The following is a 24,136-nucleotide window of genomic DNA, read 5'->3' on the forward strand; positions in this document are numbered from 1 at the left end:
GCCCGCGCCCATGCCCCGTCGTCGCCGCTTTCCTGAAGGGGGTTCGGCAGGCGGTTACCCGGCAGGCGGTTACCCGGCCGAGTCCACCGGCGGCAGCGTCCCCGTGCGGGCCGCCCGGCCGTACCACAGGGCACTCGACTTCGGGGTGCGCTGCTGGGAGACGTAGTCGACGTACACCGCGCCGAAGCGCTTCTCGTAGCCGTACGCCCACTCGAAGTTGTCCAGCAGGGACCACAGGTAGTAGCCGCGGACGTCGGCGCCGTCGGCGATGGCCTGCCGGACCGCCGAGAGGTGGCCGTTCAGGTAGGCGACCCGCTCGGGGTCGTGCACCGTGCCGTCGGCGCCGGGCTTGTCGTCGTAGGCGGCACCGTTCTCGCTGACGTACAGCGGCATGCCGGGAGACTCCCGGTCGTAGCGCATGATCAGCTCGTGCAGGCCGGTCGGGTCGACGCTCCAGCCCATCTCGGTGCGCTCGCCCGGCGGCTGGTGGAACGCCACGTCGTCCGCGGCGGGCCACGGCGAGTGGTCGCTCGAACCGTGGCCGTCGGCGCGCGGGGCCCGCGAGTCGGCGTCGGCGGCCGACACCACGGTGGGCGTGTAGTAGTTGAGGCAGATCGCGTCGATCGGTTGGCGGATCTGCTCCAGGTCGCCGTCCTGGACGTGCGACCAGTCGCTGACCGACGCGGTCGCCTCCAGGAGGGACTGCGGGTAGGCGCCGTGCAGGATCGGGCCGTGGAAGATCCCGCCGGACAGGTCGTCGATCTTCCGCGCCGCCGCCAGGTCCGCGGGGCTCTTCGACAGCGGCCGGACGACGGAGGTGTTGAGGCTGATCGCCACCGAGTTGCGGACCGGCATCACCGAACGCAGCGCCACCGTGCCCAGGCCGTGCGCCAGGTTCAGATGGTGCGCGGCGCGCAGCGAGGCCGTCGGGTCGGTGCGGCCGGGGGCGTGCACACCGGAGGCGTAGCCGAGGAAGGCGGCGCACCACGGCTCGTTCAGCGTGATCCACTGCTCCACCCGGTCGCCGAGCGCCTCGCCGACGATCTGCGCGTACTCGGCGAACCGGTACGCCGTGTCCCGCTCGGGCCAGCCGCCCGCGTCCTCCAGCTCCTGCGGCAGGTCCCAGTGGTAGAGCGTGGCGGCGGGCCTGATCCCGGCGGCCAGCAGCTCGTCGACCAGGCGTCGGTAGAAGTCCAGGCCGCGCTGGACGGCGGGGCCGCGCCCGGTCGGCTGCACCCGGGGCCAGGAGATGGAGAAGCGGTAGGCGCCGAGCCCCAGGTCCTTCATCAGCGCCACGTCGTCGCGGTAGCGGTGATAGTGGTCGACGGTGATGTCACCGGTGTCCCCGCCGGCCGTCTTCCCGGGCGTGTGGCTGAAGGTGTCCCAGATCGAGGGGGTACGGCCGTCCTCCCGCACCGCGCCCTCGATCTGGTACGCCGAGGTCGCGGCGCCCCAGAGGAAGGCAGGAGGAAAGGAGACCGGGCTCGATGATGGCATGGAATCGCTCCCACGGGGTTGGGGTGTCCCATTATGCATGGGAGCGCTCCCATCAGGAAGGCGGGTGTGCGGCTGCGTCGGCGCCGTGGTGACTCGGTCGCATTCAGGCCGACCCGCGCACCACGAGTTCCGTCGGCAGGACCACCGCCCGGTGTCCGCTGCCCCGGTCCGCGATCTCGTCGAGGAGGAGGTGGGCCATGGTGCGGCCCATCTCCTCGAGCGGCTGGCGGACGCTGGTGAGCGGCGGATCGGTGTGCCGGGCCACGATCGAGTTGTCGAAGCCGACGACGGCCACGTCCTCGGGCACCCGTCGGCCCGCGGCGCGCAGTTCCAGCATCGCACCGGAGGCCATCACGTCCGAAGCGGCGAAGACGGCGTCCAGGCCGGGGCGCCGGCGCAGCAGCTCCCGCATGGCCGCCCGCCCGCCCTCCTCGGTGAAGTCGCCGTCCTCGACCAGCTCCTCTTCGACGGTGACCCCGGCGTCCCGGAGCGCCTCGCGGTAGCCGTCGAGACGGTCCTGGGCGACGTCCATGTCCAGCGGCCCGGTGATGGTGCCGACGGTCCGGCGGCCGATCGTCAGCAGATGCCGGACCGCGCTCCTGGCGCCGCCGAGGTTGTCCGCGCGGACGTGCCCCAGCGGCTCCCGGTCACCGCGCCGGCCGGCCAGCACCGTCGGCACCGCGAGTGCGTCCAGCCGGTCGGGCAGCGTGTCGTCGCGGTGGACCGCGACCACCAGTACCCCGTCCACCCGCTGCGCGGACAGATAGCCGGCGAGCCGGTCGTACTCCTTGTCGTCGCGCACCAGGACCAGCAGCAACTGCATTCCGGCGCTGGCCAGTCCGGCCGACACGCCCCGGATGATCCCCGAGAAGTACGGCTCGGAGAACAGCCGGGTCTGGGCGTCCGGGACGACCAGCGCCACGGACTCGGTGCGCTGGGTGACCAGGGAGCGGGCGGCGGGGTTGGGGACGTAGCCGAGTTCGGCGATCGCCTGCTCCACGGCCGCGCGGGAACGGTCGCTCACCTTGGGCGAACCGTTGATGACCCGGGAGACCGTGCCGCGGCCCACACCGGCGAGCGCGGCCACGGCGTTCAGGGTCGGGCGCCGGACGACCGCGGTCGTGGACGGTTGGTCGGCAGGGCTCATCGTTTACCTTCCGGCGTGGGTGGGGGGACGTGCTTCATTCTGGCCCAGAAAGCCCGGCACCGGCCCAGGCGCACCCCCTCGGCGCCCCGGTTCGCCGGTCAACCCCCGGTGACCTGCGGGAATCCGGGCCAAGTCCGGCTGGTGTCCGATGCGTTACGTGCCGTGACGCGACACATTCATGTGACGCACAGAACACGCTTGGGCAACAACGCCGTTTTCAACTCTTGACACCGGGGACCGGCACCAACGAGTCTTCGGGGCAAGCCGCGTGGGAGCGGTCCCACGGAGCATCGGGACTCTCTCCCGTGCGGACGACAGCACCATCGGCCCTTCCCTCCACCTCGCATGGCACACCGTTGACCAGCATCTTCGCATCGCACGTCGCGTTGCCCTGGGTTGGCCGCTGCTCGAACCGAGAGGGCAGGTCCGGACCGCCGATCCCGGCGGTCTGATTCCTGAGGTCCCCGTTCCCCCCTGGAACAAGGAGTAGTGGAATGCGCATCACCCGTACCGGCGGCGGTCGTGGCCGCAGAGCAGCGGCCCTGACCACGTCGGTCCTCACGGCCTCGGCTCTGCTGCTCACCGGCTGCAGCAGCGACAGCGACGGCGACTCGGACGCCTCGGGCTCCGACGGGAAGATCACCCTCAAGGTGTCCGACTACGGGCAGTTCGGCTACAAGGAAGCCAAGCTGTTCGAGAAGTACCAGGAGCTTCACCCGAACATCGAGGTGAAGGAGGAGACGAGCGCCAACGAGCAGGACTACTACCCGAAGCTCCTTCAGCAACTGAACTCGGGCAGTGGCCTCGGGGACGTCGTCGGAGTCGAGGTCGCCCGCATCAAGGAGATCGTCGACACCCAGGCGGACAAGTTCGTCGACCTGAAGGACTCGATCGACGTCAGTCAGTGGCTCGACTGGAAGGCCAAGCAGGCCACCACCAAGGACGGGAAGGTCATCGGCGCCGGCACCGACATCGGTCCGATGTCGCTGTGCTACCGCAGGGACCTCTTCGAGAAGGCGGGTCTGCCGACCGAGCGCGAAGAGGTCGGCAAGGCGGTCGACGGCGGCTGGGAGGACTACATCAAGCTCGGCGAGAAGTACAAGGAGAAGGCCCCCGAGGGCACCTTCTTCATGGACTCCGCGAGCGCGCTGTTCAACGGCGCCGTCAGCTCCTCCGAGAAGCAGTACTACGACGCCGACGGCAACCCGATCTACAAGGAGAACCCCGCGGTTCAGAAGGCCTGGGACCTGGCCGCCGAAGCCGCGGACAAGAAGCTGAGCCAGGGCGTGCCGCAGTTCCAGGACCCGTGGAAGGCGGCACTGCGTTCGGGCAGCGTGGCCACCGTCGTCTGCCCCGCCTGGATGGCCCTCCAGATCGAGAACTACTCCGGCGACGAGTTCAAGGGCAAGTGGGACATCGCCAGCGCACCCGGTGAGGTGGCGGCCAACTGGGGCGGTTCCTTCCTGACCGTGCCCAAGAGCGGCGAGCACGTCAAGGAGGCCACCGCGCTGGCCAAGTGGCTGACCGCGCCCGAGCAGCAGGCCGCCGTCTTCAAGGCCGTCGGCATCTTCCCGTCCAACCAGGGTGCGTACGAGCTCCCCGAGGTGAAGAACGGGAAGCTCCCGTACTTCAACAACGCGCCGGTCGGCACGCTCTACGCCGAGGAGGCCAAGAGCATCCCGGTGGCCGTGCTCGGCCCGAAGGACGGCCAGATCAAGGACGCGATCTCCACGCAGATCAACAACATGGAGCAGCGCGGCACCGACCCGGACAAGGCCTGGGACGCCGCCACCGAGACGATCGACAAGGCCATCGGCTGACCCCGACGGTGCGGGCGGCTTCGGCCGCCCGCACCGCACGCCCGCCGGAACCGCGACCGTGACCGTACGACGGCCGGCGCCCGCGGGCGCGGGTGCGGGTGCGGGGGTGCGCAGGCCCGGCCGTGTGCGGCGGGCTGCTCCACGACGGGCCGCTCCACGACCGCGGCACACTCGCCCCGGTTCCCGGTGTCCGGTCCGGCGGGACTCTCGCCGTACGGGCACCGGTCCTCGTACAGTCCTCCCTGACGAGGGCCGGCGGCCGTGACCGGACCGCACTGGCGAAGCAGCCCGATCCGCCCGACCGGGGTCCCGTACTCACCCTCACCTCAGACTCACCTCAGACCGTCACACGTACCTCAAGCCGCCGCGCGGGCCGCTCGACAGCGTTCCGATCCGCGCAGGGAGGGAACGGCGGGACGGGCGTCCGGCCCGGCCGCCCGCCTCCCGCCCCTACCCGGCCAGACCTCCCAGGGAAGGACTCCCTCCGTGGCAACGACAACCCCCACACGGGGTGCCCACAAGCCGCCCGCCGGCGGCCCGGGCGCCGCGTCCAAAGCACCCAGCCGGTGGCGAACGCGGCTGTGGCGCTTCGACGACAAGGCGTCGCCGTACGCGTACATAGCCCCCTTCTTCCTCGTCTTCGGTGCTTTCGGGCTCTACCCGCTCCTCTACACCGGCTGGATCGCCCTGCACCGGGTGGAGATGACCACGCTCGACCAGTCCGAATGGGTGGGCCTGGAGAACTTCACCACCATCCTCCAGGACTCCGAGTTCTGGACGGCCGTTTCCAACACCTTCATCATCGGCGTCATCTCGACCGTCCCGCAGTTGCTGGTCGCGCTCGGCCTGGCCCACCTGCTCAACTACAAGCTGCGCGCCAGCACCTTCTGGCGCACGGTGATCCTCACCCCGTACGCCACCTCGGTGGCGACCGCGGCCCTCGTCTTCGCCCTGGTCTTCCGGGCCGACGGCGGCCTCCTCAACTGGGTGCTGAGCCTCGTCGGAATCGACGGCCTCGACTGGGGCAACGGGCACTGGTCGTCCAAGTTCGCCATCGCGGTCATGGTGATCTGGCGCTGGACCGGCTACAACGCCCTGATCTACCTGGCGGCCATGCAGGCCGTGCCGAGCGACCTGTACGAGGCGGCCTCCATCGACGGCGCGTCGCGCTGGCAGCAGTTCCTCAAGGTGACCATCCCCTCGCTGCGGCCGACGATCCTGTTCACGATCGTCATCTCGACCATCGGCTCCATGCAACTGTTCGGTGAGCCGCTGCTGCTGCAGGGCGGCACGCTCGGTTCCGTCGGCGGCAGTGAGCACCAGTACGAGACGCTCAGCATCTACCTCTACAACTACGGCTGGAAGCTGGGGCACCTCGGCCCGGCCGCGGCCGTGGCCTGGGCCATGCTCGTTCTGCTGCTGCTCATCGCCCTGATCAACTGGATCGTCAGCCGGTACGTGCGCAAGAGCGCGGCCTGACGGGAGCGACACGATGACCACGACCAGTCCCACCAAGATCCCGTCGAGCCCCGCGGCGACCCCGCCTCCCGCACCCACCGCCAAGGGCCGCGGCCGCCTCAAGATCGGCGCCGGCCAGCAGATGAAGGGCGGCCCCTACACCTACCTCGCACTGATCGTCGTCGGCCTGGGGTCCCTCTTCCCGCTGTACTGGACCCTGGTGGCCGCCTCGCACGACCAGCAGCGCGTCCTCGACAGCCCACCGCCGTTCATCCCGGGCGGCAGACTGTGGAGCAACCTCGAAGCGGCCTGGGAACAGGCCAACCTCGGCAAGGCCATCGTCAACAGCATCATCGTGTCCACGAGCATCACCGCGGCCACGCTGTTCTTCTGCACGCTGGCCGGCTACGCCTTCGCCAAGATGCGCTTCCGCGGCCGTGGCGCGCTGATGACCGCGGTCATCGCCACCCTCACCATCCCGCCGCAGCTCAGCGTCGTGCCGCTGTTCATGATGATGTCGGACATCGGCTGGGGCGGACAACTGGAGTCGGTGATCTTCCCGACCCTGGTCGGCGCCTTCGGTGTCTTCTTCATGCGCCAGTACCTGATCGAGGCCCTGCCCTACGAACTCATCGAGGCGGCCAAGGTGGACGGGGCGAGCAACCTCCGCATCGTGTGGGCCGTCGTCCTGCCCGTGGCACGGCCCGCGATGATGGTGCTCGGCATGCTCACCTTCGTACAGGCCTGGAACGACTTCTTCTGGCCCTTCCTCGCCCTGACCCAGGAGAACCCCACCCTCCAGGTCGCGCTCGGCCAGCTCAGCGCCTCCTACACCCCCGACCAGAGCATCGTCATGGCCGGAGCACTGATCAGCACCCTGCCGTTGCTGCTGGTCTTCGTGATCTTCGGCAAGCAGATCGTCGGAGGCATCATGGCGGGCGCCGTCAAGGGCTGACCCGGCCGCCGCGGAGCGCCGGGCCGCCACCGCGGAGCGCCGGGCCGCCACCGGGAGTGCCCGGCCGCCACCCCGTTCCGCTCCGGCCGTCACCGGCAGAGCCCGCCTCGTCCGCGGGCCCTGCCGGTGAGGGCGGCACCCACCGCGCGCCGTCCGCCTTCCCGCGCCGTCCGCCTTCCCGAGCCGTTTACCTTTCCGCTTCGCCTTTCCGCGCCACCCGGCTTCCCGAGCCACCCGGCCTTCGGCGCCACCCGCCGTCCCGCACGGCCGGACCCTGCCGTCCGGTCCTTCCCCACGTCATTTGGGAGCGTTCTCACCATGACCGCCGTACGACCCGAGACCACCGCCCGGTCGGCCTTCGACACCTCGTTCCCGACGGGCTTCGTCTGGGGCACCGCAACCGCCGCCTACCAGGTGGAGGGCGCCGCCGCCGAGGACGGCCGCACGCCCTCCATCTGGGACACCTTCAGCCACACCCCCGGCAAGGTCCGCAACGGCGACACCGGTGACATCGCCGCCGACCACTACCACCGGTACCGCGACGACGTGGCACTGATGAAGGACCTGGGCCTCCAGGCGTACCGCTTCTCCGTCTCCTGGTCCCGGGTCCAGCCGACCGGCCGCGGACCCGCCGTCGAGCGCGGTCTGGACTTCTACCGGCGGCTCGTCGACGACCTCCTGGAGGCGGGCATCACGCCGGTCGCCACCCTCTACCACTGGGACCTGCCCCAGGAGCTCGAGGACGCGGGCGGCTGGCCGCACCGCGACACCGCCGACCGCTTCGCCGAGTACGCCGGCATCATGGGCCGTGCGCTGGGCGACCGCGTCGGCGTGTGGACCACCCTCAACGAGCCGTGGTGCAGCGCCTTCCTGGGCTACGGCTCCGGCGTCCACGCCCCGGGCCGCACCGACCCGGCCGCCACCCTGCGCGCCGCCCACCACCTCAACCTGGCCCACGGCAAGGGGATCGGCGCGCTCCGCTCGGTGCTGCCGGCGACCGCGCAGACCTCCATCACCCTCAACCTCCACCAGGTGCGCCCCCTCACCGGCAGTCCCGAGGACGCCGACGCGGCCCGCCGTATCGACGCGGTCGGCAACCGGATCTTCACGGGGCCCATCCTGGACGGCGCCTACCCCGAGGACCTGCTCGCCGACACCGGGCACCTCGTCGACTGGGGCGCCCTTGTGCACGACGGCGACCTGGCCGAGATCTCCCGCCCCATCGACGTGCTCGGCGTCAACTACTACGCGCCGACCGTGGTCTCGCTGCCCGCCGACGGCTCCGGCAGCACCGGCAACGACGGGCACGGCGCCAGCGACCACTCCCCGTGGACGGGCTCCGACGACGTCGCCTTCCACCTCGCCAACGACAACCTCACGGCGATGAACTGGGCCATCGACGCCGACGGGCTGCACACCCTGCTGACCGGCCTGGCGAAGTCGCACCCGGGCCTGCCGCTGATGGTCACCGAGAACGGCGCCGCCTTCGACGACTACATCTCCCCGGAGGGCCTGGTCAACGACCCCCTGCGGATCGCCTACCTGCACTCCCACCTGGACGCCGTCCGCCGGGCGGTCGCCGACGGGGCGGACGTCCGCGGCTACTTCCTGTGGTCCCTGCTGGACAACTTCGAGTGGTCCTACGGCTATTCGAAGCGATTCGGTGCCGTCTACGTCGACTACTCCACCCAGCGCCGCATCCCCAAGGCGAGCGCCCACTGGTACGCCGACGTGATCCGGCGCAACGCGCTGCCGGCCGCCGACGGAGCGAGGTAGGACACCCGCGCCTCACCGGCCTCCCCTCCGCCTCGGCCTCGCCTCGGCCTTCCCCCGGCCCTTCCCTCCGCCTCCCCGGTCCCGGCTCCCGTCTCATGGGGGCGACGGGGACGGGGAGTGCACGCCCGTGGCTGTTACATTCCTGACCAGACAGCTCTGAGGGGAAGGCGGCGACCATGGTGGTCAGCGGTGGGCGGAGCCGGGGCGCCGGACGCCCGACCCTGGAGGAGGTCGCCGCCCGGGCGGGCGTGGGTCGCGGCACGGTCTCCCGGGTGATCAACGGCTCGCCCCGGGTCAGCGACGCGACCCGTGCGGCCGTCGAGGCGGCGGTCGCGGAACTCGGCTACGTCCCGAACACGGCGGCCCGTGCCCTGGCCGCCAACCGCACGGACGCGATCGCCCTGGTGGTGCCGGAACCGGAGACCCGCTTCTTCGCGGAGCCGTACTTCTCGGACATGCTGAAGGGTGTCGGCTCCGAGCTGTCCGACACCGAGATGCAGCTACTGCTGATCTTCGCGGGCAGCGACCGGGAGCGGGAGCGGCTCGCCCAGTACCTGGCCGCCCACCGGGTGGACGGCGTCCTGCTGGTCTCGGTGCACGCCGACGATCCGCTGCCCGACCTGCTGACCGAGCTGGAGATCCCCGCGGTGATCAGCGGCCCGCGCTCGGCCGCGGAGCCGCTGGCCTCGGTGGACTCGGACAACTACGGCGGCGCCCGCTCGGCCGTCGAGCACCTGCTGTCCCGGGGGCGCCGCCGGATAGCCCACATCACCGGCCACCTCGACGTCTACGGCGCCCAGCGGCGCGTCGACGGCTACCGCGAGGCGCTGCGCGACGCGGGCCACGAACCGGACGAGGGGCTGATCGAAGCCGGGGACTTCACCGAGGAGGGCGGGCACCGCGCGATGGTGGAGCTGCTGCGCCGCCGTTCCGACGTGGACGCGGTCTTCGCCGCCTCGGACGTCACCGCGGCGGGTGCCCGCCAGGCCCTGCGCGAGGCGGGCCGGCGCATCCCGGACGACGTGGCGCTGGTCGGCTACGACGACTCGGCCATCGCCCGCCACCTCGATCCGCCGCTGACCAGTGTCCGCCAGCCCATCGAGGAGATGGGCCGCGCGATGATAGACCTCCTGCTGACCGAGATCGCGGACCGCCGCCCGGCGGCCTCGCGGGGGCTGGAGCGGCACCAGGTGGTACTGGCGACGGAACTGGTGGAGCGGGCGTCGTCGTGACGTTGCGGGGCCGGCAGGCTCACCCCGCCCGGCCTACCCGGCCCGGTTCACTCCGCCCGGCTCACCCCGCCCGGCCCAGAGAGAACAGACCCCGCCGCCGCTTCAACCGCTCGTCCGGCCCATCAGGGGCGTACCCGTACGGGGCGTTCCAGCCGTGGGGGAAGGAGGCACCGGCGGGGACGGTCAGGTTGGTGCTCTCGTCGCACGCCAGGACGGCCCTGAGCCAGGTGCGTACCGCGTGGTGGAAGTCGTACGTGAGCGGCGCGGGCGCGAGCAGCCAGTCGCGGCACTGACTGCCCACGTGCGGGCGGTAGTCACCGCGGTCTCTGCTGGGCCACGGGCTCTCCGGCTGGAGGAGATGCAGTCCGTACCCCAGCTCGGTGAGCACATCCAGCGCCCGGCCCAGGGCGTCGTGGTCGGAGCCGGGCAGGATCTCCAGCACGATCCAGGGCCGGTGCCGGCGCACCGTCTCCAGCGCGCCCGCCAGCACCTGGCCCTCGAGCGTCTCCACATCGATCTTGACGAGGTGCGGCCGGGCCGACCGTTTCGCGGTGAACGCGTCCAGTGTGGTGACCGGCACGCTCACGGTCTCGGTGTGCCTGCGATGCGCGGCGTTGAGGGAGTTGGAGGACTCGCCCTTCAGGGACAGGCAGAGCTCGCCGGTGCCCGGTGTGTCGGAGACCGCCGAGGTGATCAGCTCGAAGCCCAGGCCGTTGTGCCGACGGATGTTCCGGCAGATGTGTGCCGTGTCCGGTGTCGGTTCGAAGGCGTGCACCGACAGCCGGCGGCCGTACACCGCGTCGATCAGTGCCGCGTAGAGCCCGATGTGCGCGCCGACGTCGTACACCGCGCTGCCCGGCGGCGCCTGCTGCGCCAGGGCCAGCAGCGTCGCCTGGGTCACGGGTTCGTACCCCGCCAGACCCGATCGGCGCAGTTGCCGCTGTACGGCGGTCTGCTTGCGGCTCAGGACGTTGAGCGCGCGTGGATAGGAGCCCTCGGCCTCGAGGACGCCGGGATGGTGGGGGAGCCTGATGGCGAGAGGCATGGCAGGGGGAGCGCTTCCTTGTGGTCGGGCTGGTGCTCGAAGGGACTGGCGGAGGGGAAGTAGCCGTCCAGGAAGCGCTGCACGAGTTCCACGTTGGTGTGTCCCTCGGCGTCGCAGGTCACCGTGTCGTTGAGGCAGAAGGCGACATTCGATCTGGAGGCCAGCAGACGGCGCAGCCGCGGGGCGATGCCGGGCCGGGAGATGTCGATGTAGTCGTAGCGGATGTTCCCGGGCACGGCCCGGCCCGTGTGGAACGCGTAGTAGTGGTGCAGCGAGTTGGTGATCGAGATGTCGTCCGCGCTGCGGAAGACGTGGGCGGCGGTGCGCCGGTGGTCCTCCGCGAAGACCTGTTCGATCTCGGCCAGCACACTGCGCCGCAGCGCGCACGGTGTGTGCTTCATCTTCTGGGTGATGCTGGTGCCGAAGCGGGCCTGAAGGAGCCGTCGGTTGGTGAGGCCCGCGGCGGAGACCGGTACGTCGTCCGTGCCCACACTTCCCACCGGCGGCAGCATCGCCTTCGAGAGGAAGAACCTGCTGATGCCGTTGGCCAGGAAGAACTGCTGCGGCAAGGTGGGGCGCCCGAGGAAGACGTCGTCGTTGAAGTAGAGGAACTGCTCGGAGAGCCCCTCGATGTGATGCAGCCGGCTCTCGATGGCGTGCGAGTTGAACGTCGGGAGCATGGCGGGGTCCGTGAAGATCTCCCGGTGGTCGACGACCGTGAGCCGGGGGTGTGCGGTGTTCAGCCAGGTGGGCACCTGCTGGTCGGTGACGAGATAGACGTGCCGGATCCAGGGGGCGTACAGGTGCAGCGAGCGCAGCGAGTAGCGCAGCTCGTCACGGCTGAGATAGCGGGCGGTGTTGGCGGCCTGCGGGTGGTACGGCTCGCCCGCGACCGCCGCGCGGCGCCGCTGCCATGCGGGGTCGGAGCCGTCGACCCAGGTGTAGACGGCGTCGACGGGGAAGTGGATGTCGTCGGGCACCGGCTCGGCGAACTCGCGCCGGGTGCGTACGGGGGCGGGCTGCGGCCGGGTGTACTCGGACGCGAGCCGGGTGAAGCGGCGACCGGGGACCTCGACCGCGGGTGCCTCGCGGCAGACCCGTTCGCAGGTACGGTTGTGGCGCGGCGCCACGAGTTCGGCGCCCTCCTCGGACGGTCGCCAGACCTCGATGTCGCAGCCGTGGCCCGAGCCGAGCACCGTGCCGGGTGCGCCGTCGGGTGCAGTGCCGTCGGTCAGATAGCAGAAGACGCGGATGATCTTCCGGTCGGCGGCCCGGCGCCAGGAACGCGGAGAGCCGGCCGGTTCCGCACCCCGGTCCCGGGCCGGCCCGGATCCACCCGTCCGCATGACGTACGCCGGCACGTCCGCGCCCATGGCGACCAGTGCGCTCTCGGCCGCCGCCCGGTCTTCGGAGCTGATCCCCACGGCGGAGGAGGCGCTCGCGGTGTTGCGCACGACGAAGTGGTCCACGCCCGCCTCTGCCAGCGTGCGCAGCACCAGTCGCAGATTGTGCTCCCGGGCCAGAAGGGGCGTCACGCCCTCTTGCACCAGCGCGACGCGGGTCCCTCCGGCGGTCTGCACGGGCACCCGTTCGCCGTCCCGCAGCAGGCCCCGGCGCGTCAGGCGCGCGCACAGCCGACGGTGCCGCGCCTCGCGCATCAGGGCCGCCGGTCTCTCCAGCCGCTGCCGCAGCCTCTCCCACCGCTCCACACCGAACCAGGCCCGCACGGCCCTGCGCATCCGCAGGGGCGCCAGCCTGCGATAGGTCCTGAGCATCAGGGCCGGCGGCGGGGTCTGAAGCTGTAGGGCGCGGTGCGCATCGGCCTGCGCCGGAACGTCGATGGTCATGGGCACACTCCTGGTCCGTCTCGTCCAGGTGTCTATGCACTTGCCCGTCGGGCGAATATCGGATAAAGGAAGAAACGGCCCGATTGTCCTAATGTCACGGACGCGACGAAAGAGGCCGATGACCCGTTTCTTACAGGTCATCGGCCTCTTTGGAGAGGGTGAGTGACGGGACTTGAACCCGCGGCCACCTGGACCACAACCAGGTGCTCTACCAACTGAGCTACACCCACCAAGGCCGGTGCTCGAATCCCGCGTGGCGGGGTCCCCGACCGGCTGAGAAAAAGTGTACAGGGTCCGAAGGGGTGCTCGCGCCCGGCTTTTCGGGGCGCCGTTTCCCCGGCGGCCCGCGCCTACCCGGCGGAGACGACGTGCTTCGCGGCGATCGCCTTGGCGGTGTCGGAGTCGGGGCCGGGCTGCGGGACGAAGACCGCCTCCCGGTAGTAGCGCAGCTCGGCGATGGACTCGCGGATGTCGGCGAGCGCGCGGTGGTTGCCGTTCTTCTCGGGGCTGTTGAAGTACGCCCGGGGGTACCAGCGGCGGGCCAGCTCCTTGATCGAGGAGACGTCGACGATCCGGTAGTGGAGGTAGTCCTCCAGCGTCTGCATGTCCCGCAGCAGGAAGCCGCGGTCGGTGCCGACCGAGTTGCCGCACAGGGGGGCCTTGCCGGGCTCCTTCACGTGCTCCCGCACATACGCCAGGACCTGGGCCTCGGCGTCCGCCAGGGTCGTGCCGCCGTCCAGCTCCGCGAGCAGGCCGGACGCGGTGTGCATCTGACGCACCACCTCCGGCATCGTCTCCAGGGCCCGCTCCGGCGGGCGGATGACGATGTCGACACCGTCGCCGAGGATGTTCAGCTCGGAGTCGGTGACGAGGGCGGCAACCTCGATGAGCGCGTCGTCGGACAGCGAGAGGCCGGTCATCTCGCAGTCGATCCACACCATGCGATCGTTCATGCGGGCCACTTTACGGTGGGCGCCTGTTTATGTGGTCCCCGGCGTCTGTGCCGGCCTTGCTGGGGGCTGCCGCCCCCAGGCCCCCGCTTCAGCCCTGAACGGGCCTCGTCCTCAAACGCCGGACGGGCTGAGTGTGCCCGTCCGGCGTTGTGAGCGTTGCGTCTCCTACCTCATGGCGCGCTGCGCTGCCCCGGCACGGTCGCCGCGCCCGCCGGCATCGGGGCTGCCGTGCGGCGGGTCTGGAACGGGACCGCGTTCTCCGGGGGGAGGGCGGCCGGTGCCTCCGCCGGGGCCGGGGCCGGAGCCCGGGAGGCTCCCGCGTCCGGGTCCGGCTGCCGGTCGCTCTGGGGACGGCGTGCCCGGTAGGCCGCCCGGTAGGCGGCCGGGGACGAGCCGAGCTGGCGGCGGAAGTGACCGCGCAGCGCCACCGGCGAGCGGAAGCCGCAGCGGCCCGCGACCTCGTCCACCGAGTAGTCCGACGTCTCCAGCAGGCGCTGCGCCTGGAGCACCCGCTGGGTGATCAGCCACTGGAGCGGGGCGCTGCCCGTCAGTGAGCGGAACCGGCGGTCGAAGGTGCGGCGGCTCATGTAGGCGCGCGCGGCCAGCGTCTCCACGTCGAACTGCTCGTGGAGGTGCTCCAGCGCCCAGGCGACGACCTCGGCGAGCGGGTCGGCACCGATCTCCTCAGGTAAAGACCTGTCGAGGTAGCGCTCCTGTCCGCCGGTCCGGCGCGGCGGTACGACCAGGCGGCGGGCCAGCGCGCCGGCCGCCTCGTTGCCGTGGTCCGTGCGCACGATGTGCAGGCACAGGTCGATCCCGGCCGCGGTGCCCGCGGACGTCAGCACGTCGCCGTCGTCCACGAACAGCTCGCGCGGATCCACGTGCACCGACGGATAGCGCTTGGCCAGCGTCGGCGCGTACATCCAGTGCGTGGTGGCGGGACGGCCGTCCAGGAGGCCGGCCGCCGCGAGTACGAACGCGCCGGTGCACAGGCCGACGATGCGGGCACCTTCCTCGTGCGCGCGGCGCAGCGCGTCCAGTGCGTCCTCCGGCGGCGGTGAGGTGATCGAGCGCCAGGCCGGTACGACGACCGTGCCGGCGCGCGAGATCGCCTCCAGGCCCTGCGGCGCGGTGAGTTCCAGGCCCCCCGTGGTCCGCAGCGGGCCTTCCTCACCGCCGCACACCAGTAGTCGGTAGCGCGGCACGCCGGCGTCCTGGCGGTCGATCCCGAACACCGACAGCGGTATGGAACTCTCGAAGATGGGGCCGCCGCTGAACAGCAGCACCGCGACGATCTCCTTGCGGCGTCGCCCGGAGAGCTTCCGGGCCGCAGCGGCTTCCGGCGCGGCAGTGGAGTCGTGGCTCATGCTGCTAAGCCCCCCTCGGTGGTCGCGGCTCCCTCTACCCTTCGGGTATCTCGCTCCAACACGTTTCCCCTCGGTCCTGCACGAGTCCCCCGCCGTAGACAGTCAAGATCGAATCTACTGTGTCCCGTCGCGCCGAGGTGGCCGGTTCGGCACTTGGGACATTGTCGACATGGCAACTTGGCGTGAAGCAGTCGATCACGAAGCGTTGCACTCCGGGGCGCCCCTGGGAAGTGCGCCTTGTGTCAGTGGCCAATCCCCGTAGGGTGCGAGGGGGCCCCGAGACCCTTTCCGTGCAGGTGGAACGGGGGTTGGGGGGTGGTGAGGGGTAGTGATGCGCCACCGGCGGAAGTTGGCTGAAAAGAAGCGGAACTGTGCGCGGAAACCGGTCAGTCGACCGGTGTGTTTTCCCCAGCATGCCGCCCGCCCCCACGGGCCGGCGTTCTGGCCCTGCGCCGACGCCCCCCGCGCACCGCGCGGCCGCGGTCCCGCACCGCCCGGTCCCGCACCGCACGGTTCCGGTGTCGCGGCCGGCCCGCGACGCGCTGCGAACGCCGCAACAGCAGGCGGCAGACGCCGGTGACGACGGCCAGCCCGAGCGCCGTACCGGCCGTGCCCGCGAACGAGGCGCCGTACCAGAGGAGTGCGACCGGGACGAGGAAGCAACTGAACGCCGCCCAGCGGACGAGGTCGGTGACGCCGTCCCGGGCGGGCGCGGCAGGGCCGGCGCGCTCGGTCGGGCCGGGGCGGCGGTCGGGTGTGCCGGACGTCGGCTCGGCGGGACGGTACGGTCCGGACACGCGGGGCTCCCTGGGGGTGGCGGCATGGAGATCAACGCCCGCCCGGCGCGGGGGTCACGACCGGTCACGGACTGTTGAATCCTGTGCAAACCGCCTGTACAGCGCAGCAACCATTGCGTTACGGGCGCCCCCTCGGGCATGCTCCGGTGAGCCCGCGGCGGACCTTCGCGGGATCTGGGCGAAGGAGGCGTGCCGCCGTACCCTTGGGGGTATGGGGTTGGGAAGACCATTCCCGGACACGCAGCTCCGCCGCACACTGTTGTCCCCTCATAGAGGATAAAAACGCCGAGACAGCCATGGCCGGTCACGAATACTTCGAACCCGCGGACCGCAAGCGGCCCGTCGCCGAACCTGCGGCGGCCGAGCCCCTGGCGGCCGAAGAGCCACGCCAGTCGTGCGACCCAGCCTTCAAGCACGGCGTCGTCGTCGGCTTCGACGGCTCCACCTCCAGCGAGCGCGCCCTCGCCTATGCCATCGGCATGGCCTCCCGGCTGGGCTCCGGCCTGGTCATCGTGCATGTCGCCAACCGGCTGCCCACCACGGTGTGGGCCGGCTGCGAACCCCCGGTCTTCGTCGATGTGCCCGACCACCGCACCGAGGTGCTCGGTCTGGAGCTGGCGTGCGCGGACTACCTCACCGAGGTGCCCTGGATCCTGGTCGAGCGAGGCGGCGACATCTGCCACGAACTCGAAGAGGTGGGGCGGGAGTACGAGGCGGACGCCATCGTCGTCGGCTCCAGTCACGGCCTGGTGGGCCGCCTCTTCGGCTCCGTCGCCGGCCGGCTCGCCAAGCGGGCGAAGCGGCCCGTGGTGGTCATCCCGTAGCGGTCCCGGCGGCCTGGGTCTCCCTGTTGCTCATGCAGCGTGAAGCTACCGACGCGTAGAGGTGTTTGTGCCCTTGTGAAGGGCATATAAGTTTCACCGCACCACCGCACATGCATGAAGGGAGCCCGCCGTGGACAATGACGTCTCTGCGGGAAGCACCACCACCACCATCGTCGGCCGACTCGCCCTCGGCATCACCCTGCTGGCCTTCGGCATCGGCCACACCGGCGTGATCGACCAGGTGACGGCGGCCGACGCCGTGACCGTCGCCCAGTACGTCGGCGGCATCGCGCTCTTCGTCGCCGGCCTGCTGGCGCTGCGCGAGAAGGACACCGCCTCCGGTACGGCCTTCGTCGTGCTCGGCGCGCTCTGGTTCACCTGGGCCGTCTCCGCCGACAACCAGGTCTCCGCAAACGCGGCGGGACTCTTCCTGCTGCTGTTCGCCCTCGTCGCCCTCTCCCTCACGTTCGCCGGCGGTGACACGCTCGGGCAGGGCACGTACGGGTTGTTCTTCGTGTCCCTGCTGCTGCTCGCCCTCGGTGTCTTCGCGGACAGCGAGGTGCTGGGCAGGGCCGGCGGATGGTTCGCCGTCGCGGCGGGGGCGGTCGCCTGGTACGCGGCGACCGCGGTGCTCGCCCACTGGCCGACGGATGTCTCGCGACGCGCGGCGGGCCGGCGGATGACGGCCGCCGGGTAGCTGCGCAGGCTGGGGGTTGGGCAGCCCCCGGCATTGGAACGGACCCCCCGTGTTTGGTGGCACACGTGGGGGTCCGTTCGGTTGTGTCGCCTGTTGTGTCGCCTGTGCTGGTGGGTGGGGGTTACTCGCGCCCACGCGGCGGAGCCGCACATCGATGCAGCCCCCGCGCCCCTTCGGGCGCTACTCCACCGTTACCGACTTGGCGAGGTTCCTCGGCTTGTCGATGTCGCGGCCGAGGGCCAGGGCCGTGTGGTAGGCGAGGAGTTGGAGGGGGATGCCCATGAGGATGGGGTCGAGTTCGTCCTCGTTCTTCGGGACGACGACGGTGTGGTCGGCCTTCTCCTGCTCCTGGTGGGCGACGGCGAGGATCTGGCCGCTGCGGGCCTTGATCTCCTCCATGGCCGCGCGGTTCTTCTCCAGCAGGTCGTCGTCCGGCACGATCGCGACCGTCGGCAGGGCGGGCTCGATCAGGGCGAGCGGGCCGTGCTTCAGCTCGGAGGCCGGGTAGGCCTCGGCGTGGATGTAGGAGACCTCCTTGAGCTTCAGGGAGGCCTCGCGGGCGACCGGGTAGCCCCGGACGCGGCCGATGAAGAGCATCGAGCGGGCCTCGGCGTACCGGGCGGCCAGCTTCTTGATGTCCTCCTCCTGCCCCAGCATCTCGGAGATCTGCGCGGGCAGCCTGCGCAGCCCCTCGATGATCCGCTTGCCGTCCCGCACGGACAGGTCACGGGTGCGGCCCAGGTGCAGGGCGAGCAGCGCGAAGGCGACGCAGGTGTTGGTGAAGCACTTGGTGGAGACGACGCAGACCTCGGGCCCGGCGTGCACGTACATGCCGCCGTCGGCCTCGCGGGCGATCGCCGAGCCGACGACGTTGACGACGCCGAGGACCCGGGCGCCCTTGCGCTTCAGCTCCTGGACGGCGGCCAGCACGTCGTAGGTCTCACCGGACTGGGAGACGGCGATGTACAGGGTGTCGGGGTCGACGACCGCGTTGCGGTAGCGGAACTCGGAGGCCGGCTCGGCGTCGGCGGGGATGCGGGCCAGCTCCTCGATCATCTGGGCGCCGATCTGGCCCGCGTGGTACGAGGTGCCGCAGCCGAGGATCTTCACGCGGCGCACGGCACGCGCGTCGCGGGCGTCCAGGTTGAGGCCGCCGAGGTGCACGGTGGAGAAGCGGTCGTCGATCCGGCCGCGCAGCACGCGGTCCACGGCCTCCGCCTGCTCGTGGATCTCCTTGTGCATGTAGGTGTCGTGGCCGCCCATGTCGTAGGAGGCGGCCTCCCACTCCACGGTGGTGGGCTCGGACGTGGTCCGGGTGCCCTCGGTGGTGTAGGTGCGGAAGTCGTCGGCCTTGAGGGTGGCCATCTCGCCGTCGTCGAGCGTGACTATCTGCCGGGTGTGGGCGACCAGCGCGGCGATGTCGGAGGCGACGAACATCTCCTTCTCGCCGATGCCGAGGACGACCGGCGAGCCGTTGCGGGCGACGACGATGCGCTCGGGGAAGTCGGCGTGCATGACGGCGATGCCGTACGTGCCCTCGATCAGCCGGAGGATCTCGCGGACCTTGTCCTCGAGCTTGACGGCCTCGGAGCGGGCGATGAGGTGGACGAGGACCTCGGTGTCGGTCTCGGAGAGGAACTCGACGCCGTCCGCCTCCAGTTTGCGGCGCAGGTCGGCGGCGTTGTCGATGATGCCGTTGTGGACGACGGCGACCTTGTTGTCGGCCGACATGTGCGGGTGGGCGTTCACGTCGGAGGGGGCGCCGTGGGTGGCCCAGCGGGTGTGGGCGATGCCGGTGGTGCCCTTGAAGCGCGCGGGGACCTTGGCCTCCAGGTCGCGCACCCGGCCCTTGGCCTTGACCATCCTGAGGCCGGCCGCCTTCGGGGAGGTGACGACGATGCCCGCCGAGTCGTAGCCGCGGTACTCCAGGCGCTGGAGGCCTTCGAGGAGCAGGGGCGCGACGTCGCGCTTGCCGATGTATCCGACGATTCCGCACATGTATACGTAAACCTCGTGTCCTTCTTCGGCTTCTCAGCCGTAGACGATTCAGCCGTAGACGATGCGGCGCAGTTGACGGAGCGACAGCTCCGCCGGTGCGACCGCCCGGTATTTCAGTTCCGCCTCGATCCGTTCGAAGATCGTCGCGTTCACCAGGCCCTGGGCCTGGAGCTCGCGGTGGCGGCGACGGACGTATTCCTCGGTCGTCTCGTCGAAGTAGGCGAGCACGTCCTGGATCACGCGCAGCGCCTCGCCCCGGCTCAGCGGGGTGGACCGCGTCAGATGATCAACGAGTTCGTCGTGCACCCGGTAGATCCTGGAGTACGGGAGAGGGCTACGCAAGAATCCTGCCCGATTTCGGGCAGGTAGCTGTTGAAACTCTCATGAGGGGCTGTTCGTGCCCTGTCTATCTTGTGGCTGGAATTTCGTTGCCTGAGGAGACGAGTTTCAGACGCCATGGACATTCCTCGCATGGGCGTTCCCGAGCGGCTGGCCGAGCGCATGAGCATGGCCGAACAGCACGCATACCTGCGCGCCAGGTTCTCCCGGCGCACGATGATCAGGGGCGGCGCGGTCACGCTCGGTGCCGTGGCGGGCGGAGCGTTCGTGCCGGGCGCCACCGCGCAGGCCGCCACCCCGAACCGGCGGCCGGGCGGCACCGGCACGGTCGACGGCGCCCTGGTCGCCCCCTTCGGCCGCCACCTCGCCTACGGCAACGACCCGCGCACCGAGATGACCGTCTCCTGGCAGGTCCCGGTCGCGGTGCACAGGCCATTCATCCGCGTCGGCGCCCACCCCTGGGACCTCTCCCACAGGATCGACGCCGAGCCGCGCCCGCTGCACACCCCGGCCGGTGTCGGCGCGAGCGGCGACCACACGCAGTACTACATGCACGCCAGGCTGACCCGCCTCAAGCCCGGCCGCACCTACTACTACGGGGTCGGCCACGCCGGCTTCGACCCGGCCGAGCCGCACCTCGCCGGCACCCTCGGCACCTTCACCACCGCGCCCTCGCGCTCCGAACCGTTCACCTTCACCGCCTTCGGCGACCAGGGCGTCAGCTACCACGGCCTCGCCAACGACGCCCTGATCCTCGCCCAGAACCCGGCCTTCCACCTGCACGCCGGCGACATCGCCTACGGCGACCCGGCCGGACAGGGCAAGACCTCCGACACCGGCTTCGACTCGCGGGTGTGGGACCAGTTCCTGTACCAGACCGAGTCGGTCGCCAAGCAGGTCCCGTGGATGGTGGCGTACGGCAACCACGACATGGAAGCGTGGTACTCACCCAACGGCTACGGCGGCGAACAGGCCCGCTGGGAACTGCCCGACAACGGCCCCGACGCCGACAACCTCCCCGGCGTCTACACCTTCGTCCACGGCAACACCGCCGTCATCTCCCTCGACGCCAACGACATCTCCTTCGAGATCCCCGCCAACCTCGGCATCTCCGGCGGCACCCAGACCCGCTGGCTGGAGCGGTGGCTGAAGAAGTACCGGGCCGACCGGGACATCGACTTCGTCGTCGTCTTCTTCCACCACTGCGCCTACTGCACCTCCACCGCCCACGCCTCCGAGGGCGGCGTCCGCGACGCGTGGGTGCCGCTGTTCGAGAAGTACACCGTCGACCTGGTCATCAACGGGCACAACCACGTCTACGAGCGCACCGACGTCATCAAGGGCGGCGAGGTCACCAAGGAACTGCCGGTCGGCGGCACCGCCCACCCCGAGACGGACGGCGTCGTCTACGTCACGGCGGGTGCGGCCGGCAAGAGCCTGTACGCGTTCAGCGCCGAGCAGAGCTACGAGGGCCATGAGAAGGACGTCGAGTCGGTGTCGTCCTTCGTGACCGTCGACGGCGGGCGGCAGAGCGAGACCGTCGCCTGGTCCCGGGTCCGGTACCTCGACTACTCCTTCCTGCGCGTGGACGTGACGCCCGCCTCCCGGGGCCGGCTGTCGACCCTGAAGGTGCGGGGCATCGCGGAGACCGGGGAGACGGTCGACCACTTCACGGTGGCGCGCCGGGCCCGATAGGAGGTGCCGGGTCCGGCAGGACGCGCGCCTGTCCGGCCGGACGGCCGGTCACATCCGCTTCAGTACCGCCTGCTTGGCCAGGGTGAACTCCTCGTCCGTCAGCACCCCGGAGCGGTGCAGTTCGCCCAGCTCCCGCAGCCGTCGCAGCAGCGCGTCGTGGTCGTCCTCGGCGGCTGCTGCGGGTGCGGGTGCCGGGGCGGGCGCCTCCTCGGCCCCACCGGCGTCCTCCAGGGCGGCTGGGGCGGCCGGGTGCGGGAGGCGGACCTGCACGGCCGCCGCCACCAGGGCCATCAGCGGATCCTTCTTGAAGCCCCACAGCTCCACGGCGTTCGGGTCGTACTTCGGCGGCGCCTTGGTCGGCGCCCCCCGCACGGTGAAACGCAGGTGGCCGTTCTCCAGGCCCACCGTCGGCTGCCACTCCACGGCGACGATGTCGGCGAGGGGGAGGGTGCGCGTCCCGGCGGCCGACTTGGAGTCCTCCGCCTGCCACTTCCACTCCACCCGCACCCGCTCCCCGTCGAAGCTCGCGACGCCGTCCCCGGCCGACACCGACAGCGGCACGGACGGGCCCGGCAGCAGATAGGCGTCCACCGGGCCGGACGGGACCTGGTCGAGGAGCAGCGCGTGGCGCACCTCGTCCACGAAGTACTCGGCCACGCCGTACCGGTCGGACTCCACGAGGAGCTGATACGGGTCGTGCGGCTCGGTCAGCCGGCCGCCCGTCGCGTGCAGCAGCGGATCGGCGCCGTCCCGCAGACGGAGCCTGAGCCGCCCCGACTTCTTGCCCTGCTCGAACGAAATGCCCGCCAACGCCGCGAGCGGCACCAGCAGTTCACCCAGCTCTCTGCGGAGCAGACTGACGTTCTTGTCCCGTCCGGGTGTCAACCGCAGGGCGTCGCCGTCGAAGACCCACGTTCCGTCCTTCTGGATGATTTCCGCCATGCGGGGATTGTTTCATCGCTTCTGCGGAGGGTGATGGTGCGGGAGAGTGGTCCAACCCATCGCGAAGGGAGCGCACGTGATACCTCATCGACGGCACCACAGAACGACTCCCCGCATCACCCGGCTGCTGGGAGCGCTGCTACTGGTGGCGGCGGTCGGCGCCATGACCACCGGCGCCGCCCCGGACCGGACTTCGACCCCGACCCCGACCCCGACCCCGGCCCCGACGCCCCTGGACCGGGTGATCCCGGCCCCCGCCTCGGTCGACCCGGGCGGCGCCCCGTACCGCATCACCCGCGGCACCCGCATCCGCGTCGACGACTCGCGCGAGGCCCGCCGCGTCGGCGACTACCTCGCGGACCTCCTGAGGCCCTCCACCGGATACCGACTCCCCGTCACCTCCCACTCCCACGGCCACGGCGGCATCCGGCTGCGCCTGGCGAAGGGCTCCTACGGCGACGAGGGCTACCGCCTCGACAGCGGACGCGACGGCGTCACCATCACCGCCCGCAAGGCCGCCGGGCTCTTCTACGGCGTCCAGACCCTGCGTCAGCTACTGCCCGCCGCCGTCGAGAAGGACTCCGTACAGCCCGGCCCCTGGCTGGTCGCCGGCGGCACCGTGAAGGACACCCCGCGCTACGCCTGGCGCAGCGTCATGCTGGACGTCTCCCGGCACTTCTTCAGCGTCGACGAGGTCAAGCGCTACATCGACCGGGTCGCCCTCTACAAGTACAACAAGCTCCATCTGCACCTCAGCGACGACCAGGGCTGGCGCATCGCCATCGACTCCTGGCCGCGCCTGACGACGTACGGCGGCTCCACGGAGGTCGGCGGCGGACCCGGCGGCCACTACACCAAGGACGACTACAAGGAGATCGTCCGTTACGCCGCCTCACGCCACCTCGAGGTCGTCCCCGAGATCGACATGCCGGGCCACACCAACGCGGCCCTCGCCTCCTACGCCGAACTGAACTGCGACGGCGTGGCACCCCCGCTGTACACCGGCACCGAGGTCGGCTTCAGCACGCTGTGCGTGGACAAGGAGATCACCTACGACTTCGTGGACGACGTCGTGCGTGAACTCGCCGCGCTCACCCCGGGCCGCTACCTCCACATCGGCGGCGACGAGGCGCACTCCACGCCGCACGAGGACTTCGTGAAGTTCATGGAGCGGGTGCAGCCGATCGTCGCGAAGTACGGCAAGACGGTCATCGGCTGGCACCAGTTGGCGAGTGCCGACCCGGCCGAGGGCGCGCTGGTCCAGTGGTGGGGCCTGGACCGCACCAGCGACGCGGAGAAGGCCCAGGTCGCCGAGGCCGCGAGGAACGGCACCGGGCTGATCCTCTCCCCGGCCGACCGGACGTACCTGGACATGAAGTACACCAAGGACACCCCGCTGGGCCTGTCCTGGGCCGGTTACGTGGAGGTGCGGCGGTCCTACGACTGGGACCCGGCCACCTATCTGCCGGGCGCCCCGGCCTCCGCGGTCCGCGGTGTCGAGGCCCCGCTGTGGACGGAGACCCTGTCCAACCCGGACGAGCTGGACTTCATGGCCTTCCCGAGGCTGCCGGGCGTCGCCGAGCTGGGCTGGGCCCCGGCGAAGGCGCACGACTGGGACACCTACAAGGTGCGGCTCGCCGAACAGGCACCGCGCTGGGAGGCGCTGGGGATCGACTACTACCACTCGCCGCAGGTGCCCTGGACCTGATCCGCAACGGCACGACGGGCACCCCGGAGGACCGTCTCC

The 24,136-nt window shown here is 70.8% G+C and carries 19 protein-coding genes and 1 tRNA gene; 9 read left to right on the forward strand and 11 right to left on the reverse strand.

The genetic code is table 11. From position 1 onward, the window contains the following. Positions 1–69: 69 nt before the first annotated feature. Together KUM40_RS03085 and KUM40_RS03090 are read right to left on the reverse strand one after the other, a co-directional pair. Positions 70–1,497, reverse strand: a complete 1,428-nt coding sequence (locus KUM40_RS03085) for a GH1 family beta-glucosidase (RefSeq protein ID WP_217162525.1) — start codon at positions 1,495–1,497, stop codon at positions 70–72. Positions 1,498–1,600: 103 nt separating this feature from the next. After that, positions 1,601–2,644, reverse strand: a complete 1,044-nt coding sequence (locus KUM40_RS03090; protein ID WP_217162527.1) for a LacI family DNA-binding transcriptional regulator — start codon at positions 2,642–2,644, stop codon at positions 1,601–1,603. 494 nt (positions 2,645–3,138) lie between these two features. On the opposite strand from KUM40_RS03090, the gene KUM40_RS03095 reads away from it, so the two are divergent. From KUM40_RS03095 to KUM40_RS03115, 5 genes are all read left to right on the forward strand, one after another. After that, the gene (locus tag KUM40_RS03095) at positions 3,139–4,464 is read left to right on the forward strand and encodes an ABC transporter substrate-binding protein (protein WP_217162529.1); all 1,326 of its coding nucleotides are present in this window, start codon (positions 3,139–3,141) and stop codon (positions 4,462–4,464) included. Between the two features lie 486 nt (positions 4,465–4,950). Then, positions 4,951–5,943, forward strand: coding sequence for a carbohydrate ABC transporter permease (locus KUM40_RS03100; RefSeq protein ID WP_217162530.1), 993 nt, complete (start codon positions 4,951–4,953; stop codon positions 5,941–5,943). A 13-nt stretch (positions 5,944–5,956) separates the two neighbouring features. Then, the gene (locus KUM40_RS03105; RefSeq protein ID WP_217162531.1) at positions 5,957–6,877 is read left to right on the forward strand and encodes a carbohydrate ABC transporter permease; all 921 of its coding nucleotides are present in this window, start codon (positions 5,957–5,959) and stop codon (positions 6,875–6,877) included. Positions 6,878–7,195: 318 nt separating this feature from the next. Continuing rightward, positions 7,196–8,653 (forward strand): GH1 family beta-glucosidase, encoded by a 1,458-nt coding sequence (locus KUM40_RS03110; protein WP_217162532.1) that lies wholly within the window; start codon positions 7,196–7,198, stop codon positions 8,651–8,653. Between the two features lie 176 nt (positions 8,654–8,829). Next, positions 8,830–9,885: a LacI family DNA-binding transcriptional regulator gene (locus tag KUM40_RS03115; protein WP_217162533.1), complete on the forward strand. Its 1,056-nt coding sequence runs from the start codon at positions 8,830–8,832 to the stop codon at positions 9,883–9,885. A gap of 61 nt (positions 9,886–9,946) precedes the next feature. Here KUM40_RS03115 and KUM40_RS03120 read toward each other — a convergent pair whose 3' ends face one another. The 6 genes from KUM40_RS03120 to KUM40_RS03145 all read right to left on the reverse strand — a co-directional run bounded on the left by KUM40_RS03120 (position 9,947) and on the right by KUM40_RS03145 (position 15,894). After that, positions 9,947–10,930: an FkbM family methyltransferase gene (locus KUM40_RS03120; protein WP_217162534.1), complete on the reverse strand. Its 984-nt coding sequence runs from the start codon at positions 10,928–10,930 to the stop codon at positions 9,947–9,949. Continuing rightward, on the reverse strand, positions 10,849–12,777 hold the full coding sequence (locus KUM40_RS03125) for a stealth family protein (RefSeq protein WP_217162535.1): 1,929 nt from the start codon (positions 12,775–12,777) through the stop codon (positions 10,849–10,851). The genes KUM40_RS03120 and KUM40_RS03125 overlap by 82 nt, the downstream gene beginning before the upstream one ends. Positions 12,778–12,934: 157 nt before the next feature. After that, positions 12,935–13,007: transfer RNA gene (locus KUM40_RS03130), tRNA-His, on the reverse strand. Between the two features lie 120 nt (positions 13,008–13,127). Continuing rightward, a complete protein-coding gene (orn, locus tag KUM40_RS03135) occupies positions 13,128–13,730 on the reverse strand; it encodes an oligoribonuclease (protein ID WP_217162537.1) in 603 nt (200 codons plus the stop codon). Between the two features lie 170 nt (positions 13,731–13,900). Further along, entirely contained in the window at positions 13,901–15,097 is a 1,197-nt protein-coding gene (locus tag KUM40_RS03140; RefSeq protein ID WP_217162539.1) for a helix-turn-helix domain-containing protein, read from the reverse strand. Between the two features lie 386 nt (positions 15,098–15,483). Next, positions 15,484–15,894 (reverse strand): hypothetical protein, encoded by a 411-nt coding sequence (locus KUM40_RS03145; RefSeq protein ID WP_217162542.1) that lies wholly within the window; start codon positions 15,892–15,894, stop codon positions 15,484–15,486. Positions 15,895–16,190: 296 nt separating this feature from the next. Between KUM40_RS03145 and KUM40_RS03150 the strand changes: the two genes are divergently transcribed. Together KUM40_RS03150 and KUM40_RS03155 are read left to right on the forward strand one after the other, a co-directional pair. Next, positions 16,191–16,718 (forward strand): universal stress protein, encoded by a 528-nt coding sequence (locus tag KUM40_RS03150; RefSeq protein WP_217162544.1) that lies wholly within the window; start codon positions 16,191–16,193, stop codon positions 16,716–16,718. A gap of 130 nt (positions 16,719–16,848) precedes the next feature. Continuing rightward, the gene (locus tag KUM40_RS03155; RefSeq protein ID WP_217162546.1) at positions 16,849–17,415 is read left to right on the forward strand and encodes a GPR1/FUN34/YaaH family transporter; all 567 of its coding nucleotides are present in this window, start codon (positions 16,849–16,851) and stop codon (positions 17,413–17,415) included. A gap of 180 nt (positions 17,416–17,595) precedes the next feature. Here KUM40_RS03155 and glmS read toward each other — a convergent pair whose 3' ends face one another. Both glmS and KUM40_RS03165 read right to left on the reverse strand, forming a co-directional pair. Next, entirely contained in the window at positions 17,596–19,413 is a 1,818-nt protein-coding gene (glmS, locus tag KUM40_RS03160) for a glutamine--fructose-6-phosphate transaminase (isomerizing) (protein ID WP_217162548.1), read from the reverse strand. Positions 19,414–19,461: 48 nt separating this feature from the next. Further along, positions 19,462–19,719 carry a hypothetical protein gene (locus KUM40_RS03165; RefSeq protein ID WP_217162640.1) on the reverse strand — a complete coding sequence of 86 codons (258 nt, stop codon included), beginning with the start codon at positions 19,717–19,719 and terminating at the stop codon, positions 19,462–19,464. 165 nt (positions 19,720–19,884) lie between these two features. Here KUM40_RS03165 and KUM40_RS03170 point away from each other — a divergent pair, with 165 nt between their 5' ends. Continuing rightward, positions 19,885–21,447, forward strand: a complete 1,563-nt coding sequence (locus KUM40_RS03170; RefSeq protein WP_217162550.1) for a metallophosphoesterase family protein — start codon at positions 19,885–19,887, stop codon at positions 21,445–21,447. 48 nt (positions 21,448–21,495) lie between these two features. Here the strand turns inward: KUM40_RS03170 and KUM40_RS03175 are convergent, their stop codons facing one another. Beyond that, a complete protein-coding gene (locus KUM40_RS03175) occupies positions 21,496–22,389 on the reverse strand; it encodes a DUF4429 domain-containing protein (protein WP_217162552.1) in 894 nt (297 codons plus the stop codon). A 76-nt stretch (positions 22,390–22,465) separates the two neighbouring features. Between KUM40_RS03175 and KUM40_RS03180 the strand changes: the two genes are divergently transcribed. Continuing rightward, the gene (locus tag KUM40_RS03180) at positions 22,466–24,097 is read left to right on the forward strand and encodes a beta-N-acetylhexosaminidase (RefSeq protein WP_217162553.1); all 1,632 of its coding nucleotides are present in this window, start codon (positions 22,466–22,468) and stop codon (positions 24,095–24,097) included. Positions 24,098–24,136 lie beyond the last annotated feature (39 nt).

Source organism: Streptomyces sp. AC512_CC834 (genome assembly GCF_019049325.1).
In the GTDB taxonomy this organism is placed as follows: domain Bacteria; phylum Actinomycetota; class Actinomycetes; order Streptomycetales; family Streptomycetaceae; genus Streptomyces.

What these genes read in the sequence shown, in the direction of transcription:
- KUM40_RS03085 (WP_217162525.1), bottom strand. Translation starts at nt 1,497, where the DNA reads ATGCCATCATCGAGCCCGGTCTCCTTTCCTCCTGCCTTCCTCTGGGGC.
- KUM40_RS03090 (WP_217162527.1), bottom strand. Translation starts at nt 2,644, where the DNA reads ATGAGCCCTGCCGACCAACCGTCCACGACCGCGGTCGTCCGGCGCCCG.
- KUM40_RS03095 (WP_217162529.1), top strand. Translation starts at nt 3,139, where the DNA reads ATGCGCATCACCCGTACCGGCGGCGGTCGTGGCCGCAGAGCAGCGGCC.
- KUM40_RS03105 (WP_217162531.1), top strand. Translation starts at nt 5,957, where the DNA reads ATGACCACGACCAGTCCCACCAAGATCCCGTCGAGCCCCGCGGCGACC.
- KUM40_RS03110 (WP_217162532.1), top strand. Translation starts at nt 7,196, where the DNA reads ATGACCGCCGTACGACCCGAGACCACCGCCCGGTCGGCCTTCGACACC.
- KUM40_RS03115 (WP_217162533.1), top strand. Translation starts at nt 8,830, where the DNA reads ATGGTGGTCAGCGGTGGGCGGAGCCGGGGCGCCGGACGCCCGACCCTG.
- KUM40_RS03120 (WP_217162534.1), bottom strand. Translation starts at nt 10,930, where the DNA reads ATGCCTCTCGCCATCAGGCTCCCCCACCATCCCGGCGTCCTCGAGGCC.
- KUM40_RS03125 (WP_217162535.1), bottom strand. Translation starts at nt 12,777, where the DNA reads ATGACCATCGACGTTCCGGCGCAGGCCGATGCGCACCGCGCCCTACAG.
- orn (WP_217162537.1), bottom strand. Translation starts at nt 13,730, where the DNA reads ATGAACGATCGCATGGTGTGGATCGACTGCGAGATGACCGGCCTCTCG.
- KUM40_RS03140 (WP_217162539.1), bottom strand. Translation starts at nt 15,097, where the DNA reads ATGAGCCACGACTCCACTGCCGCGCCGGAAGCCGCTGCGGCCCGGAAG.
- KUM40_RS03150 (WP_217162544.1), top strand. Translation starts at nt 16,191, where the DNA reads ATGGCCGGTCACGAATACTTCGAACCCGCGGACCGCAAGCGGCCCGTC.
- glmS (WP_217162548.1), bottom strand. Translation starts at nt 19,413, where the DNA reads ATGTGCGGAATCGTCGGATACATCGGCAAGCGCGACGTCGCGCCCCTG.
- KUM40_RS03170 (WP_217162550.1), top strand. Translation starts at nt 19,885, where the DNA reads ATGGGCGTTCCCGAGCGGCTGGCCGAGCGCATGAGCATGGCCGAACAG.
- KUM40_RS03175 (WP_217162552.1), bottom strand. Translation starts at nt 22,389, where the DNA reads ATGGCGGAAATCATCCAGAAGGACGGAACGTGGGTCTTCGACGGCGAC.